This window comes from Enterobacter sp. WPR_3_1 (assembly GCF_003635055.1).
Classification (GTDB): Bacteria; Pseudomonadota; Gammaproteobacteria; order Enterobacterales; family Enterobacteriaceae; genus Enterobacter; species Enterobacter ludwigii.
Genome location: NZ_RBXU01000008.1, coordinates 482,122 through 499,156, shown reverse-complemented (window position 1 = coordinate 499,156; position 17,035 = coordinate 482,122). Strand labels below are relative to the sequence as shown.

The following is a 17,035-nucleotide window of genomic DNA, read 5'->3' as shown; positions in this document are numbered from 1 at the left end:
CGGGGAATGTCCCCGGTTTTTTATCTGATGAGAATCACGCTTTTGGTTTGTAGTTCCGCAATGCGTTGCGGCCCAACACCACACCTGAACCGATAATCCCGCCAAGCAGGACAGCAAGGATCAGAGTGATGGCCTTTTTCGGACTGTCACGATAGATAGGAAGATCCGGTTTCATGACATAGCGATAGACATGAATGGTGTCCGGGTTAACATTCAACTTCTCGATATCCAGCAAGTTCTGCTTAGTCTGATAGTACGCTCCAGAGAACACCAGCGGACGAGATGCTTCGTTTTCAATCATCGATTTCAACGCTTCGCTGCCTAACAGGAACATGGTTTCCTGCGTCACGTCCTGAGTTTGCTGAATCTGTGGAGAAGTGATTTTGGCCGCTTCAGCGTTCTTCAGCGCCTCTGAAATCTGTTTAATACGGAGTTCTTTCTGCTCCTGAGCAACTTTCTCCTGGTTTTCAAGAGAGTCGTTCAGGCTGGTGATCTGCTGCTTAATGTTATCTTTAAGGTCGAGCGCCAGTTCCTTCGCCGTTTGCTCGTCTACCTGCTGGATGTACTGCGCAAGCTGTTTCTGCGCCGCTTCTGCAGACTCACCTTGATAAGTGACGCTTAACGGCAGAGGTTGACCCTTAACGGTTGCATCGATGGTCAGCTTTTCTGGCATTTCCTGGTTTTCAAGCACCTGAGCTAAAGCAGAAAATGAGGAATTGAAACGGCCAATGGCACGGTTTTGAATATCCAGCATTGAAGGTGCCGCACTACCGTAAAGGATATTCAGAGCATTCGCGTAAGTGGCAATCTGTGCCGCATCCGGCTGGGCTATGATAGCGGACGATGTCCATTTCTCTTTTGCTACGGTGATGTAGATCCCAGCCAATATGATAAATACAGCAACAAAAGCTCCAACAACCCACTTCCCACGCCACAGTTGCAGCACTAAATCAAGTAAATCAATTTGCTCCAGGTCATTACTTCTGCTGACCAGGTTATTGTTGTTCTGCGTCATACAATCCCTAACAGATGATAAAGGGCAAAAATAAACATGTTCACATAGTGTATCTGTTGCTATGAATTTTTCTATAAGAATCCGATGAGTTAAATCGGAAAGATGGGTTATGTAACTGGCATCCGCCGCGCTATGATAGACGCAATGTGATGCGTTATGGCATCAGTAAGAACACATGTTTATGAGGGAAGATATGAAATTTCTGGTAACGGGTGCAGCAGGCTTTATCGGCGCAAATGTCAGCAAACGACTCCTGGATGCTGGTCATCAGGTCGTCGGTATTGATAACCTGAATGACTACTATGATGTCAATCTTAAGCTGGCACGTCTGGATCTGCTGACATCTGACAGTTTCGCCTTCCACAAGCTGGACCTGGCCGACCGTGAAGGCATGGCCACACTGTTCGCCCGTGAGAAATTTGATCGCGTCATCCACCTGGCCGCACAGGCAGGTGTACGCTACTCGCTTGAAAACCCTCACGCCTATGCAGATGCCAACCTGGTAGGGCATCTCAACGTGCTGGAAGGCTGTCGCCATCACAAGGTACAACATCTTCTGTATGCGTCTTCCAGCTCCGTTTACGGTCTGAATCGCAAGATGCCTTTTTCAACTGACGATTCGGTCGATCACCCTGTCTCACTTTATGCCGCGACCAAAAAAGCCAATGAACTGATGTCGCATACCTATTCCCACCTGTACAACCTGCCCACGACGGGACTGCGCTTCTTTACCGTGTACGGTCCGTGGGGTCGTCCGGATATGGCGCTGTTTAAGTTCACCAAAGCGATGATTGAAGGCAAGAGTATCGATGTCTACAACTACGGCAAGATGAAGCGTGACTTCACCTACATCGATGATATCGCTGAAGCGATCATCCGCCTGCAGGATGTGATCCCTCAGGCTGATGCGAACTGGACCGTTGAGACCAGTTCGCCAGCGACCAGCTCCGCGCCGTATCGCGTCTACAACATCGGTAACAGCTCGCCTGTCGAATTGATGGATTACATTACCGCGCTGGAAGATGCGTTAGGTAAAAAGGCAGAAAAAAACATGATGCCCATCCAGCCCGGTGACGTGCTGGAAACCAGCGCCGATACGAAGGCGTTGTATGACGTCATTGGATTTAAACCGCAGACCTCGGTAAAAGACGGAGTGAAGAACTTTGTCGACTGGTACCGTAATTTCTATAAGGTTTAATACAAAAAAACCCGGCGCATGAGCCGGGTTTTTTATGTGCGGTAGAAAGGAGATTAGTCGCTACCAAACAGATCGCGGGTATAAACCTTATCCGCCACGTCTGCCAGCTCTTCCGCCATACGGTTCGAGATAATCACATCCGCTTCTTTCTTGAAAGCGTCCAGATCGCGAACCACACGGGAGTGGAAGAACTCATCTTCCTGCATCGCAGGTTCATAAATAATGACCTGAACGCCTTTCGCTTTAATACGCTTCATAATCCCCTGAATAGAAGAGGCGCGGAAGTTATCAGAGCCGCTTTTCATGATCAGACGATAGACACCCACCACTTTCGGCTGACGCGCGAGAATTGAGTCAGAGATGAAATCCTTGCGCGTACGGTTTGCATCAACGATCGCTGAAATCAAATTGTTTGGCACAGCCTGATAGTTCGCCAGCAGCTGTTTGGTATCTTTTGGCAGGCAGTAGCCGCCATAACCAAACGACGGGTTGTTGTAATGGTTGCCGATACGCGGGTCGAGGCACACGCCTTCGATGATCTGGCGGGTATTCAGGCCCAGACTCTCGGCATAGCTGTCCAGCTCGTTGAAGTAAGCCACGCGCATTGCCAGGTAGGTATTCGCGAACAGCTTGATCGCTTCGGCTTCGGTGGAATCGGTAAACAGCACAGGGATATCTTTCTTGATTGCGCCTTCCTGAAGCAGAGCAGCAAAACGCTCCGCACGCTCAGAGCGCTCACCGATCACGATACGGGATGGATGCAGGTTATCGTATAACGCCCTGCCCTCGCGCAGAAACTCTGGCGAGAAGAAGACATTATCAATACCCAACTCTTCTTTAATCGATTTGGTGAAGCCTACTGGAATGGTCGATTTGATGATCATCACCGCTTTTGGGTTGATTGCGATAACATCTTTGATCACCGCTTCCACGGTTGAAGTGTTGAAGTAGTTGGTTTTAGGGTCGTAATCCGTTGGTGTGGCGATGATGACGAAATCTGCGTCGCGGTAGGCGTCTTCTTTGTCCGTCGTTGCACGGAAATTCAGCGATTTGTTGGCGAGGTATTCCTGGATTTCTTTATCGACAATCGGGGATTGCTTTTGATTAAGCATATCCACTTTAGACTGAACGATATCCAACGCCACCACTTCATGGTTTTGTGCGATCAGAATGCCGTTTGATAGGCCTACATAGCCTGTTCCGGAGATAGTTATTTTCATTCGTTCAACTTCTTCAAGTTTAAGTTTCAGGAGGCGTAAGTACACCACCGCAATAAACAACTGTTGAGGTTTTTACCTCTTAAGTTGAGCGGCTGTCAAGGCGAATGCCTGGCTGCGAAAATGTGAAAATGCAGTGGTTTATACGGAGTTGAAAGACGCTCGCTGGACAAAGCAAGTCCAGATGGGCTTATTCGTGATAAAAAAAGCCCGGTGAACATCACCGGGCTTTATTATCAGACTGAGTTAAATCAGATTAATCCAGCCATTCGGTATGGAACACACCTTCTTTATCGGTACGTTTATAGGTATGCGCACCGAAGTAATCACGCTGCGCCTGAATCAGGTTCGCTGGCAGCACGGCAGCACGGTAGCTGTCATAGTACGCCACCGCAGCGGAGAAGGTCGGTACAGGGATACCGTTCTGCACAGCGTAAGCAACCACGTCACGCAGCGCCTGCTGGTATTCGTCGGCAATCTTCTTGAAGTATGGCGCCAGCAGAAGGTTAGCAATACCCGCGTTTTCCGCATAAGCATCGGTGATTTTCTGCAGGAATTGTGCACGAATGATGCAACCTGCGCGGAAGATCTTCGCGATCTCACCGTAGTTCAGATCCCAGTGGTTTTCGTCTGACGCGGCACGCAGCTGAGAGAAGCCCTGCGCGTAGGAGACGATTTTACCCAGGTACAGAGCACGGCGAACTTTCTCGACGAATTCAGCTTTGTCACCGGCGGGTTTAGCCTGTGGGCCAGACAACACTTTGGATGCCGCAACACGCTGCTCTTTCAGGGAAGAGATGTAACGCGCAAATACGGATTCGGTGATCAGGGACAGCGGTTCACCCAGATCCAGGGAGCTCTGGCTGGTCCATTTACCGGTACCTTTGTTCGCAGCTTCATCCAGAATTACATCGACCAGGTATTTACCCTCTTCATCTTTCTTGGTGAAGATATCTTTGGTGATGTCAATCAGGTAGCTGTTCAGCTCACCTTTGTTCCACTCGGTAAAGGTTTCAGCCAGCTCTTCGTTAGAGAGGTTCAGGCCGCCTTTCAGAAGGGAGTAAGCTTCTGCGATGAGTTGCATGTCGCCGTATTCGATGCCGTTGTGAACCATCTTCACATAATGGCCCGCACCGTCTGGACCAATATAGGTCACACAAGGCTCGCCATCTTCAGCAACCGCAGCGATTTTTGTCAGGATTGGCGCAACCAGTTCGTACGCCTCTTTCTGACCACCAGGCATGATAGATGGACCTTTTAGTGCACCTTCTTCACCGCCGGATACGCCGGTACCGATAAAGTTAAAGCCTTCTTCAGACAGTTCACGGTTACGACGAATGGTATCGTGGAAGAAGGTGTTACCGCCATCAATGATGATGTCGCCTTTGTCCAGGTAAGGTTTCAGGGAATCGATGGCTGCATCGGTACCTGCGCCCGCTTTCACCATTAACAGGATACGACGAGGCGTTTCCAGGGACTCAACAAACTCTTTAACCGTATAGAAAGGAACCAGTTTCTTACCTGGGTTCTCAGCGATGACTTCTTCGGTCTTATCACGGGAGCGGTTGAAAACGGAGACGGTATAACCACGGCTTTCGATGTTGAGCGCCAGGTTGCGCCCCATCACTGCCATACCGACAACGCCGATTTGTTGCTTGGACATTACATACTCCTGTCAGGTGTGGTCGCCACGACTGTGCGCGGCTTGAATGTTTATCTAATGTTAACTCAACTTTATGTTTGGTGGGTAGTTTAATATTCGCGGGACAGAAGTTTCAAAATAAAAGTTAGAACATTTCTTAGCCTTAATAAATATGTAGTTTTATACATATCCTTCAGGATTTTTTCTCTGCCAGTTCCATGAATCTATAAGCATTTCTTCAAGAGAATGATGGGCTGTCCATTCAAGAACCTCATTTGCCAGTTTCGGCGAAGCCCAACATTCAGCAACATCACCAGGTCTTCTTGCTACAAATACAAAAGGAATTTTTACGTTTGTTACTCTTTCAAAACATGAGACAAGTTCAAGGACTGAATGAGGTCTTCCTGTACCTAGATTGAATACATGATATCCAGATAAAGAGTTAATTTTATTTAGTGCTGCTGTATGCCCAGTAGCAAGATCTTGCACATGGATAAAATCTCTTACTCCAGTGCCATCTTTGGTTGGATAATTGTTACCGTAAATAGATAATTTTTTTAATTTGCCGATCGCAACGCGAGTAATATAAGGCACGAGATTATTAGGTATTCCAGCCGGGTCTTCGCCAATCATCCCGGAAGGATGAGCACCAACAGGGTTAAAATAACGCAAGGAGATAATATTCCATGTGTTATCAGCAACAGTAACATCTTTTAAAACTTGTTCTAAAAACAATTTCGAACTGCCATACGGGTTGGTCGTACCGCCTGTAAGGCAGTCTTCACTAAGAGGAATCCTTTCAGGATGTCCATAAACCGTAGCTGATGAGCTAAATATTAAGTTTTTGACATTTTGAGCTTGCATAACTGATAATAAATTAAGTGTGCCAGTTAAATTATTATCATAGTATTTTAATGGATTCAACACTGATTCGCCGACGGATTTTAATCCTGCGAAATGTATTACACATTGGAAATCATATTTATGAAACAATGACTGCAGGAGTTCTTTATCGAGCAAGTCTATATTATGAAACTGTATTTTCTTCCCAGATAAAATCTCTACCCTTTTCAAAGATTCCGAAGAGGAATTTGATAAATTATCTAGTACTACAACATCATATTTATTGATTAAAAGGTCTAACACTGTGTGAGAACCAATATAACCGGCCCCTCCAGTAACTAATATCGTCATTTTCAATACCTAAGTTAATAGGGGATTATTTATTTAAGACAGTTTGAAGCGCCATCAGATACTTTTTAATGACTATTTGCTCGTCAAACTTTTTCTCAATAAGTTCTCGTCCAGCTTTACCCATAGCTATTCTATCTTCTAAATGCATATTAATAATAAGCTCCATCTTGTCGCATAAATCAGATACTGAACGTGGCTGACATAGATACCCTGTTTTACCATCTTCAACTGTTTCCCTACATCCGACATTATCAGTTGTAATAAGAGGCTTACCCATCGCCGCTGCTTCAAGTAAGGATTTTGGCACACCTTCTCTATAAAACGAGGGCAAAACAACGCAATCTACATCCCCCAGAATGTCCTCAATGTTATCTGATACACCGAGGTATTTTACATGCCCTTCATCAACCCATTCTTTCATTTTTGCTGAAGTAATTGACCGGGGATTCAAATCGTCAATAAATCCTATAAGTAAAAACTCAACATTATCTCTGTATTTGGTTTTTAAAATCTTAGCCGCATCCGCATATTGTACAATACCTTTATCAAACAGCATCCTTGCGACAACTGCAAATCGGGTAATACCATTATCAGTTGCTTCTTGAAATGTAAAGCGTTTTAGATCAACTCCTGATCCAGGCAAAATATCCATAGAATGTTTATTTATGCCTAAGCGCTGAAATATTGAATAATCCTCTTGGTTCTGGAAGAATATAAAATCTGCTTCTTTCTGGCTATATCTGTATAAATGTCTAACTATGAAGTTAATTAGACCAGAACTACCAAATGCAGTACCCAAACCAGCGATGTTATTAATAACCTTTATTTTGCATAATCTAGCTGCAAAAGTACTATAGATATTATTTTTTGGAGTAAAATTCAGTACTACATCCACATGATTAGTCTTAAAGAGCGTATAGAAATTAAAAATGGTATAAAGATCTTTTATTGGATTTAAACCACTTTTATCAATTTTGACATCCTGATATTTACAACCAAGAGATTCTAACATATATGTATAGTCATCACGTGGAGCACATGCAATAACACTGTAGCCATGATCTAACAAAGTAATAATAGTGTTTCTTCGGAAATTGTATATATACCAGCAAGTATTTGCTGTTATCGCTATGGTTTTATTTCGCATGATTTTTATAAATATTTAACCAATTATCAACTACAGCATTAATAGAAAATTTATTTTCTATACGACTTCTTGCATTTCTTTTTAATTTATTAATTTCAACATCATCTAATGCAAGAGTATGGAGAATACCATCGGCAAGTTGCGCTGGAGAGTTAATTGGCACAATTGTTCCACAGTCGCCCAAAATTTCGGCAACCCCACCACAGCGAGTAGTAACTATAAGGCAGTTGCAGGACATTGCCTCACCTATAACCAATGGCATTCCCTCCCAAGCAGATGACATGACATATATATCTGCTGAGCTCATCAACTGAGGTATATCATGCCTCATGCCTAAAAAAATAACATAGGGAACAAGATCAAGTTGGTTTCTTAATAAAGAAATCTTTTCAAATAATTCGCCATCTCCCGCAATCAATAGCCTGAGATTAGTCTTTCCTTTCTCACTTATTAGAATTTTGAACGCGTGAAGCAAATTTGAATAATCCTTTGCTTCCGTAAATCTTCCAACAGACAACATTATAGTATGTTCTTCATCCAAGAAAAATTCAGATAAAATTTTCTTTTTAGCAGCAGAATGAAATTTAAATTTATTTGTATCAATACCGTTACCTACGGCAATAATTTTATCACGAGGTGCAATCTTTTTCCGAATATTTTCATTTATAGCATCAATACTTACATTTGTTATCAAATCACACAAAGGAGAAGTAATTCTGTATAAAAACATTCTCAATCTGCCACCTTCATATCTGCTATGAGATGAAGAGATTAAAATATTTATCCTAGTAAAACAGCGTAACAAACGACAAATAATATTTGCATGAAAAAGATGGCTGTGAACTACATCCGGCTCTTGGGATTTTATAATTCTTCTTAATGAAAATAATGTTTTCATTAATGAAAGCGGCTCCTTAGACATAGACATCTGAATAACTTTGACATCTTTATGCTCAGGCAGGACTTTTGCATTGCTTCCCAGCGAAACCAAACTTACTTCATTACCTCTTTCAGCCATTTTATCAGCGAGGAGGCACACCTGTTTTTCAGCCCCTCCCATGCTTAAGCCGGTAATGACATAAACTATTTTCATTCCCTAACCTTAATTTAAAATATCGTCTATAAAGTTACTAGCTTTAAATTTTAAAGCCCAGTTTTTACAAGTAATCATGTAATATTCTTTATTTGCCTTTATTTTTTCCAAATCAGAAACTAGTTTCTCTGGGTCTTCATAAAAAAAGCCACTAACATTATTACCTATAGCCTCGGTAATGCCATATTTCATAGGACCGATTGCTGGTAATCCAATAGCTGCTGATTCAATAAATGTTAATCCAAAGGCTTCTGGTTCAATGGGCAATAACCAATATGCATCATAATTGGTGGGGTTTATATGCGAAGTAATACTGCCACGGTCAATCATACCTTTTATACGGATGCGCTTTTCTAATCCTTTGTCTTTAATTTCTTTCACTATGTCACTTTCTAGACGACCAGTCCCATAAATGTCCCAAATAAGATCAGCCCCCCTTTCGAGCATAGCTTCGAATATAGTCATCATCGTAAGATATCCCTTTCGTCTTTCTAATCGCGAGAAAGAAACCAATCGGATCGTAGAAACGTCTTTAGTATTGAGTACAGGAATTTGCATTGCAAAATCTAACATGTCAGCATTCAGACCCGCATAGCTGACAACTTCTTTTTTTAGTTTGATACCCTGTTGACCTAACTCATTTTGTGTGCGTGAAGCAACATACTGGCTGACAAAGATAACTTTCTTACAACGGCTCAAAAAACGACTATAAAAAAAGGAAATTAAAATTAATGAGTTTTTTTTACTTCGTTTTTTATAAACAATATCAATTTCAGTACCATGAACTATGTATACAACCTTATTAAGTATTTTTTTCGTTCCAATAACTCCAAGAATGTAGGCGGAACGAAGATCATTTACTAAAATAACATCGTTATCATTCTTTATTAATGAGAATATAAATGTGAATGCCCCCCAAAAAGGCCATAATATATTGTATAGCTTGCGTAATAGAGTTTTCTTAGGATTAGAACACATAATCGTGCAGGGAATATTTCTACCAATTAAGGTTTGAGCTGTTTGCGATGCAACAACTCCAGCACCGCCAATATGATAAGGGTAGAGTTCGTCTGTTAATATTAATACTTTCATAGATATTATCTTGGGCAGAATTCTGGATCGATTTCACTTATAACCATACACTTACTGGCTTTTAAATGATCAATATTAATCGGATTATTTTGAAATAAATTACTATAGAAAAACTTTGGATTATTTAGATCATATATATAATATGGGTTTGTGATATTTCTAAAGAAAACAGAAAGAGTCATAATTAATGTTATTGGTAGCAAAGTTTTTGTAACAGAAAATATCTGACTACGAGAGAAAATAAAGTTTGCGTACAGAATAACCAATGGAAATATATAATATAATAACCGTTGTAAAAATGGAGCAGTATAAAAAGCCAAATGAAATAGGAAAAATAAATAAGCACCCATAGCATATAAATTCTTATCTAACTCTCCTCGATTATCACGCCTATGCGATAGGAATATGATTAAAATGCCAATACAGTCAATAATTGAAAAGAGACCTAGCTTTAGCTCGGTAGTTTTTAAAAGATAGCTTACTAATTTAGAATAAATATAATTAGGGATAATACCACTCATTGACATAATGAGGACAGGCAAACTAAGCAACAATATTACAAAAACCGCAGAAAAAATAAATAGTAATATCATGTTATGTTTAGTGAATTGTATTCTTAATAAAATTAAGACAGGTATCATTAAAATTGCAGAAGCATGAAATAATGAAGCAAACAAACAAATAATAATGATTTTTTTTAATGAACAATCGCGAATTTTAGGTAGCAATGGTAATAAAATACTAAATGCTAATAACTGTCTAATTGCATCATTAAATAAAGGGTAAATAAATGCAATTGTACTGAACAAGAATAAACTTCGATTAAACCTGAAAGGGATTATTTTAATAAATTTGATGATGGATAATACTGCTACAGTACTGGAAAAAAATACTACCGCATGAAAATTTTCAATATTAACTACAGTGCCAAAGAAATACAAGATTAGCATGAAACCAGGTTCGTACGCAAAAAATTCTGTAGAGCCTGAACCTTGGACTATTAATTCATAATGATGTTGATAATTAATCCAGTCAATACCGTTATAATAATTACCTGTAACAAATATGAAAAGAATAAAAAGTGATAATTTGTATGCGATTGCTGAAAAATAACCACGCTCTAATAAACTCGTACCGAAAAGAAAGGCTAGACAATAGATCCAATACATTTTTTCACTCTCAATTTCGGATAAAAGAATTCAGATAATGAATAAAATATATTATCTGTGGTATGTATTTTAATCTATTATAAACCTTTTGTTTAGTTGTAAAAGTAAGAGTCACACTGTTTGCTTTCTCGAGATATTTTTGGAAAGAACTATAATCTTTATCGAAGATGAATCTTGTACACATGTTTAGATAAACATTAGCTATTTTTTGATTAAACTCATTTGTACAGCCTTCAAAATCGGATCTTGCTAACTCTAAATATTTTACAATATTCAAATGTCTTTCGGTGAATTTCCGAATATCATTTCTTATAGCTTCGGACCATGAACCAATAGTATTGACTCTATATACTGACATTGGTTCAGGTAAATAGATCCCTCCATTTTCCATAGAATATAATTCAAGAAAAAGATCACCTACGCAGCATTCCGTAAACCAGGCTGGGAGTTTGTCAACGATGCTTCTTTTAAACATATACGATGCTGTTGGAGCAAATTGCCCAACAACATGCAGAACATCTTTTGTATAAAATATATTTTCTACATTACCAAAACTAAAGGATTTTAACCTTTTGTTATCTCGTTCCATATATGCACTATGGAAGCAAAATTCTGCGTCAGGATTGCCTTTTAACGCATTATACTGTTTGAGTAATTTGCACTCATCTATCCAGTAATCATCCCCTTCACAAAAGGCTATATATTGTCCTTTAGCTTTATTGAAAACAGAAAGAATATTACCGTTTGGCCCAAGGTTTTTTTCATTATATATAACCTTGATTTTATCAGGGTATTTAAGGGACCATTCTTTTAATTTCTCACGTGTTGAATCTGTACTACAATCATCACCAATAATGATTTCATAATTATAAGATAGTTTCTGAACTAATATGCTGCTGATGCAATCATCAATGTACTTTTCTTGATTATAGGTAATGCAGCATACAGAAATTACAATTTCGCCCGCCATCGTGAATCCCTTTTAACTGTTAATATTTAATTAATTAGGTAGCGAATGTAATATATTCTCTTTATCAATTAAATTACGAGATCTTTCCTTTATTTTTTTCATAGGATTGCCCGCATAAATATAAAAATCCTCACAATTCTCTTTTACAAGAGAAAGAGCGCCAATAGCCACTCCGTCACCAATGGTTACTCCAGGCATAACTACTGTACCTGACCCAATGATCGCATGTTTACCGACTGTGACTGAAGCATGCAATACATTAGTTAATTGCGGCGGAACCATTGGGTTAGTCATAAATTGGCCAGAATAATCATCGTTACTAGCGTAAATAGAAACCCGTGATGAAATATTTGCAAAATCCATTAATGAAATTTTTCCGGCACCAATTAGGGAAGAATACACCGCTATATGAATGTAATTACCAATAAAAACGCCTCCTTCTCCTGCGGAAATAACACAGAAGTCGTCTATCCGGACATTGTTTCCGATATGGATTCTAGATACACCGTAGAATGACGCTTTCGTTGAGATAAGAACATTTTCCCCTACGGAGGCAAATCCCATCTGTTCAATTTCTTCACGGGTTAAGATAGCCATATTACCCTCGGATAATATTTATAATGCGAGAAAAATCATTCTCATCCATTTCGTTAAAAATGGGCAGACACAGTACTTTATCCGAAACGGCATTAGACAAAGGCAGGTTCTCAATAGCTGCTGATTCAATTCCGCGGTACATAGGCATGTTACTGATCAAAGGATAGAAATAGCGACGCGATAAAATATTATTCTTTTTTAGTTCGAAATAGAGCTCATCCCTGCTCATGCGGAACTCAGGTTCAATGAGAACTGGGAAATATGAATAGTTACTGTTAGAGTGTTCAGAAGCTGCAGGAACAGTAATACCTTTGATTTGCGTAAGCTCCCGGCGATAAGCCAGATCAATCCTTCTACGCTGCTCAATGGCACTGTTGATATGTTTCAACTGAACTAAACCAAAAGCAGCATTGATCTCACTCATTTTACCGTTGATACCCGGCGCAGTGACTGTTAACTCATCGGCAATACCAAAATTCTTCAATCTATCAATACGCTGCTTGGTCTTGGCGTCTTGACAAATTATCGCACCGCCTTCAAAGGTGTTAAAGACCTTTGTAGCATGGAAACTTAGGATGGACATATCGCCAAAGCGTAATATGCTCTGCCCCTTATAATTTACGCCAAATGCATGTGCAGCATCATAGATCACGCGAAGCCCGTAATTATCAGCAATTTCCTGAATTGCTTCTACATCGCATGGGCTGGAATAGCAGTGCACCGGCATAATAGCGGTAGTATTAGGCGTAATAGCCGCTTCGATTTTCTTCGGGTCGATGTTGAACGTGTCGGGATCAATGTCGACGAATACCGGCTTCAGGCCGTTCCACAGAATAGAATGACTGGTGGCAATGAATGAGTACGGTGTGGTAATCACTTCACCCGAAATACGTAATGCCTGAAGCGCGGTGATTAACGCGATTGTTGCGTTATTAAAAAGAGAAATGTAGTCAACGCCTAAATACTCACACAATTCTTTTTCTAGCTGCTGATGGAATGGACCATTATTTGTTAACCACTTATTATCCCAGATTTTTTCAAGATAAGGAATAAATTCACTTAATTCAGGAAGAAAGGGTTGAGTCACTGGTATATTTTTCATTTAGTTTTCTCTATTCTCTGATAGACAACACAATCTTAAATAAGTTTCTTTGCGCAAGGTAAATCATTCCAACATATATACCAGGCGCTAAAGTTAACATAATTATAATCTGCCAAATATTTTGTGCTGAAAGATTCATCGCAATGATTTTGGCAATAAAGCAAGAAAGCATAGTAATTAACCAGATAGGTGACACTTCTTTGAACTGTCGCCAGACCGTTAAACCAGTCAGTTTTCCGGTGTAATACGTATTTAATACGAGTGCAAAATAAGAATGAATCAATAAACCAAAGCACATTATGTAAATGCTGTAATTCATTGTTACGGTAACAATTGAAATCCCAATGATTTTTTTAATTATTTCCAGCTTCAGGAACAAATCACTTCGGCCTTTTACCTGTAAAACATTCAGGTTTATGGCATGGATTGGATAAAGCATATAAGCAAGGGCAAGGATTGTTACAAGCCCTGCGGCTTCATGCCATTGCGAACCTAACACAAGTTGCAGCAAAGGTTGTGCGAGTATGGCGACACCGGCCATCAATGGAAATATGAACAGCGCAGCCACTTTCATAGTGAGCAGGTAATATTCGTCCATCTTGTGACTATCTTCCTGTATATGACTAAACATAGGATAGGTTACGCGCTGAATAATATTAGTCATTGTCATGGCAGGAATGCTTGATATCTGGTTGGCCTGCGTAAACTGACCAACATTTTCAGCACTGAATTTCTTGCCAATGATGAGCTGATAGACATTATTATATGTCGTATCAAGTAAGCCGGATACCAATAATTTGCCGCCAAAGCCAAACAGATAGTTAAATGATTTTTTTGAGAAACTTAGTGCTGGAACCCAACGTGTTATTATATTAAGAAACAATGCGCTCAAAACAGAGACAGACAGAGTTTGCGCAACCAGCGCCCACACACCATAGCCTTTCCAGGCGAAAATCAACGCAACGATCCCCCCCAGAATAACAGAGCAAATCGACGCTTTCGCTTGCGCTTTGAAGTTCATTGACACTGTCAAAATAGTTCTTGGCACAACTGAGAAGCTATTCGCTATTAATGATAAGCCAATGACTTTCGCTAATAACACTAATTCGGGTTGCTGATAAAAATTAGCGATATATCCTGCAGAAAAATACAGCAAAAGATAGCAACAGATAGCAACTATAATATTAAAATAGAATGCAGTCGAATAATCAGTATTCGTGCGATCGGTCTTTCTTATCAGAGCTGAACTGAAGCCGCTATCTATAAATACCTGACCTATTGCAATAAACATTGCTAACATTCCAATGAGACCAAAGGCTTTTGGCCCTAACAGACGAGCTAGAATCAGCATCAGAATGAGCTGAATGCCCTGAGAAAGTATTCGCTCTAGGGCACTCCATTTTAGACCATTGACTGTTTTATTTTTTAGTTCAGACACTATTTATTACTTAATAAGTTGGGACAGGTATTGGCCATATCCATTTTTGGACATTAAGGCAGCTTGTTTTAATACGTCTGCCTTAGCTAACCATCCATTGTTAAATGCAATCTCTTCAAGACAAGCGACTTTAAACCCCTGTCTAACTTCGATAGTCTCAACGAATTGAGCTGCTTGCAAAAGGCTTTCATGAGTCCCTGTGTCAAGCCAGGCAAAACCACGACCCAGCATTTCAACCACAAGGTTACCCTTTTCAAGATACATTTGGTTGATTGACGTAATCTCAAGCTCACCACGTTCTGATGGTTTAACCTGTTTTGCGTATTCTACGACTTCGTTTGTATAAAAATAAAGCCCGGTAACTGCATAATTACTTTTTGGTTTAGCGGGCTTCTCTTCTATCGATAACACATTGCGATCCTCATCAAATTGGACGACGCCGAAACGCTCTGGATCTTTAACCTGATATCCAAACACCGTCGCCTTAGATGTCGCACGGACTGCAGCTTCTCTTAGTTTAGGAGAGAAACCTTGTCCATAAAAAATATTATCACCTAATACCAGACAAACAGAATCATTACCGATGAATTCTTCACCAATAATGAATGCTTGTGCCAATCCGTCTGGCGAAGGCTGAATTGCATACTGTAAATTCAAGCCCAGTTTTGCTCCATCATCCAGAAGACGTATAAACCCTTCCTGATCTTCGGGTGTCGTAATAATTAAAATATCTCTTATACCCGCAAGCATCAAAACTGATAATGGATAATAAATCATTGGTTTATCATAAATAGGTAATAATTGCTTCGAGACACCCATTGTAATAGGGTACAAACGCGTCCCCGATCCACCCGCAAGGATAATACCTTTCATTTTATACTAACCCCAGACGTTCACGTTGATAACTACCATCCTGCACTCGCATGCACCAACTTTTATTATTCAGATACCATTCAACAGTCTTACGTATTCCGCTTTCGAATGTCTCTTCAGGCTTCCAACCCAGCTCAACACCAATTTTATGCGCATCAATCGCGTAGCGGCGGTCATGCCCGGGGCGGTCAGCGACGTAAGTAATTTGATCGCGATAGGAACCTTCTTTCGGCACGATTTCATCCAGCAGATCGCAAATGGTGTGTACCACATCCAGATTCTGCTTTTCGTTATGCCCACCGATGTTATAAGTTTCACCCGGTTTACCCTGGGTTACAACGGTGTACAGCGCACGCGCATGATCTTCAACATACAGCCAGTCACGGATCTGGTCGCCTTTGCCGTAAATTGGCAGCGCTTTACCGTCCAGCGCATTCAAAATCACCAACGGGATCAGCTTTTCAGGGAAGTGATACGGGCCATAATTATTTGAGCAGTTGGTCACGATTGTTGGGAAACCGTAGGTACGCAGCCATGCGCGTACGAGGTGATCGCTGGACGCTTTAGAGGCGGAATACGGGCTGCTTGGTGAATAGGCTGTGGTTTCGGTAAACAGCGGTAGCTCAGCAGACGCAGGATGTTCATCAGGATGCGGCAAATCGCCGTACACTTCATCCGTAGAGATGTGGTGGAAACGAAATGCCGCTTTGGCCGCGTCATCCAGCGTCAACCAGTAAGCTCGCGCGGCTTCCAGAAGGACATAGGTACCCACAATGTTGGTCTCAATAAACGCAGCGGGGCCGGTAATAGATCGGTCAACGTGACTCTCTGCCGCAAGGTGCATCACCGCATTCGGTTTGTGCTCGGCGAAAATACGATCCATAGCCGCCTTATCGCAAATATCCGCATGTTCAAAGACATAACGATCGCTACCATTAACGTCGGTAAGTGACTCCAGGTTACCTGCATACGTCAGTTTATCCACATTGACGACTGCATCCTGGGTATTTTTAATAATATGTCGCACCACCGCTGAGCCGATAAAACCGGCACCGCCGGTAACAAGAATTTTCACGTTAGCTCTTCCATCTATTGGGTATATCGAGATATTGATGCTCAGGAAACCGATTAAAAATATCGTTTTCAGAAATTTTGCACGCTACCGCCCCTGGCTTAACAGCTACCAGTGCACTGAGCGAATGTTGAATAAAGATTTTGGGAGTCTGATAACAGACAAAAAACTGGCGTTAATTGTCATCCTAAATGGTCTTAGAAACAAGCACAAATC

Annotated in this window: 15 protein-coding genes; 1 reads left to right on the top strand and 14 read right to left on the bottom strand. The window is 40.8% G+C overall.

Annotated features, from left to right (window positions below; genetic code table 11):
• Positions 1-34 precede the first annotated feature (34 nt).
• Positions 35-1,015 (bottom strand): LPS O-antigen chain length determinant protein WzzB, encoded by a 981-nt coding sequence (gene wzzB, locus BJ887_RS04065; protein WP_121339334.1) that lies wholly within the window; start codon positions 1,013-1,015, stop codon positions 35-37.
• Between the two features lie 193 nt (positions 1,016-1,208).
• On the opposite strand from wzzB, the gene BJ887_RS04060 reads away from it, so the two are divergent.
• Positions 1,209-2,213: an NAD-dependent epimerase gene (locus tag BJ887_RS04060; protein ID WP_121339332.1), complete on the top strand. Its 1,005-nt coding sequence runs from the start codon at positions 1,209-1,211 to the stop codon at positions 2,211-2,213.
• Between the two features lie 53 nt (positions 2,214-2,266).
• On the opposite strand, the gene ugd is transcribed toward BJ887_RS04060, so the two are convergent.
• The 13 genes from ugd to rfbB all read right to left on the bottom strand — a co-directional run bounded on the left by ugd (position 2,267) and on the right by rfbB (position 16,822).
• Entirely contained in the window at positions 2,267-3,433 is a 1,167-nt protein-coding gene (gene ugd / locus BJ887_RS04055) for a UDP-glucose 6-dehydrogenase (protein ID WP_044866270.1), read from the bottom strand.
• A gap of 253 nt (positions 3,434-3,686) precedes the next feature.
• Positions 3,687-5,093: an NADP-dependent phosphogluconate dehydrogenase gene (gndA, locus tag BJ887_RS04050; protein ID WP_044866255.1), complete on the bottom strand. Its 1,407-nt coding sequence runs from the start codon at positions 5,091-5,093 to the stop codon at positions 3,687-3,689.
• 159 nt (positions 5,094-5,252) lie between these two features.
• The gene (gene galE / locus BJ887_RS04045) at positions 5,253-6,266 is read right to left on the bottom strand and encodes a UDP-glucose 4-epimerase GalE (protein ID WP_121339330.1); all 1,014 of its coding nucleotides are present in this window, start codon (positions 6,264-6,266) and stop codon (positions 5,253-5,255) included.
• 25 nt (positions 6,267-6,291) lie between these two features.
• Positions 6,292-7,413, bottom strand: coding sequence for a glycosyltransferase family 4 protein (locus BJ887_RS04040; RefSeq protein WP_121339328.1), 1,122 nt, complete (start codon positions 7,411-7,413; stop codon positions 6,292-6,294).
• Positions 7,403-8,506, bottom strand: coding sequence for a glycosyltransferase (locus BJ887_RS04035; protein ID WP_121339326.1), 1,104 nt, complete (start codon positions 8,504-8,506; stop codon positions 7,403-7,405). The genes BJ887_RS04040 and BJ887_RS04035 overlap by 11 nt, the downstream gene beginning before the upstream one ends.
• Positions 8,507-8,515: 9 nt before the next feature.
• Positions 8,516-9,598: a glycosyltransferase family 4 protein gene (locus BJ887_RS04030; protein ID WP_121339324.1), complete on the bottom strand. Its 1,083-nt coding sequence runs from the start codon at positions 9,596-9,598 to the stop codon at positions 8,516-8,518.
• Between the two features lie 5 nt (positions 9,599-9,603).
• Positions 9,604-10,767 (bottom strand): EpsG family protein, encoded by a 1,164-nt coding sequence (locus BJ887_RS04025; protein WP_121339322.1) that lies wholly within the window; start codon positions 10,765-10,767, stop codon positions 9,604-9,606.
• 10 nt (positions 10,768-10,777) lie between these two features.
• Positions 10,778-11,737: a glycosyltransferase gene (locus tag BJ887_RS04020; protein ID WP_121339320.1), complete on the bottom strand. Its 960-nt coding sequence runs from the start codon at positions 11,735-11,737 to the stop codon at positions 10,778-10,780.
• A 30-nt stretch (positions 11,738-11,767) separates the two neighbouring features.
• On the bottom strand, positions 11,768-12,334 hold the full coding sequence (locus tag BJ887_RS04015) for an acyltransferase (protein WP_121339318.1): 567 nt from the start codon (positions 12,332-12,334) through the stop codon (positions 11,768-11,770).
• 1 nt (position 12,335) lies between these two features.
• Positions 12,336-13,436 carry a dTDP-4-amino-4,6-dideoxy-D-glucose aminotransferase VioA gene (gene vioA, locus BJ887_RS04010; protein ID WP_121339316.1) on the bottom strand — a complete coding sequence of 367 codons (1,101 nt, stop codon included), beginning with the start codon at positions 13,434-13,436 and terminating at the stop codon, positions 12,336-12,338.
• A gap of 10 nt (positions 13,437-13,446) precedes the next feature.
• On the bottom strand, positions 13,447-14,874 hold the full coding sequence (locus BJ887_RS04005) for a lipopolysaccharide biosynthesis protein (protein ID WP_121339314.1): 1,428 nt from the start codon (positions 14,872-14,874) through the stop codon (positions 13,447-13,449).
• Between the two features lie 6 nt (positions 14,875-14,880).
• The gene (gene rfbA, locus BJ887_RS04000) at positions 14,881-15,747 is read right to left on the bottom strand and encodes a glucose-1-phosphate thymidylyltransferase RfbA (RefSeq protein ID WP_044866266.1); all 867 of its coding nucleotides are present in this window, start codon (positions 15,745-15,747) and stop codon (positions 14,881-14,883) included.
• Position 15,748: 1 nt separating this feature from the next.
• Positions 15,749-16,822, bottom strand: a complete 1,074-nt coding sequence (gene rfbB, locus BJ887_RS03995) for a dTDP-glucose 4,6-dehydratase (protein ID WP_121339312.1) — start codon at positions 16,820-16,822, stop codon at positions 15,749-15,751.
• Positions 16,823-17,035 lie beyond the last annotated feature (213 nt).

Bases quoted from the DNA above. Each gene is read 5' to 3' on its own strand.
- wzzB (WP_121339334.1), bottom strand. From the start codon at position 1,015: ATGACGCAGAACAACAATAACCTGGTCAGCAGAAGTAATGACCTGGAG.
- BJ887_RS04060 (WP_121339332.1), top strand. From the start codon at position 1,209: ATGAAATTTCTGGTAACGGGTGCAGCAGGCTTTATCGGCGCAAATGTC.
- ugd (WP_044866270.1), bottom strand. From the start codon at position 3,433: ATGAAAATAACTATCTCCGGAACAGGCTATGTAGGCCTATCAAACGGC.
- gndA (WP_044866255.1), bottom strand. From the start codon at position 5,093: ATGTCCAAGCAACAAATCGGCGTTGTCGGTATGGCAGTGATGGGGCGC.
- galE (WP_121339330.1), bottom strand. From the start codon at position 6,266: ATGACGATATTAGTTACTGGAGGGGCCGGTTATATTGGTTCTCACACA.
- BJ887_RS04040 (WP_121339328.1), bottom strand. From the start codon at position 7,413: ATGCGAAATAAAACCATAGCGATAACAGCAAATACTTGCTGGTATATA.
- BJ887_RS04035 (WP_121339326.1), bottom strand. From the start codon at position 8,506: ATGAAAATAGTTTATGTCATTACCGGCTTAAGCATGGGAGGGGCTGAA.
- BJ887_RS04030 (WP_121339324.1), bottom strand. From the start codon at position 9,598: ATGAAAGTATTAATATTAACAGACGAACTCTACCCTTATCATATTGGC.
- BJ887_RS04025 (WP_121339322.1), bottom strand. From the start codon at position 10,767: ATGTATTGGATCTATTGTCTAGCCTTTCTTTTCGGTACGAGTTTATTA.
- BJ887_RS04020 (WP_121339320.1), bottom strand. From the start codon at position 11,737: ATGGCGGGCGAAATTGTAATTTCTGTATGCTGCATTACCTATAATCAA.
- BJ887_RS04015 (WP_121339318.1), bottom strand. From the start codon at position 12,334: ATGGCTATCTTAACCCGTGAAGAAATTGAACAGATGGGATTTGCCTCC.
- vioA (WP_121339316.1), bottom strand. From the start codon at position 13,436: ATGAAAAATATACCAGTGACTCAACCCTTTCTTCCTGAATTAAGTGAA.
- rfbA (WP_044866266.1), bottom strand. From the start codon at position 15,747: ATGAAAGGTATTATCCTTGCGGGTGGATCGGGGACGCGTTTGTACCCT.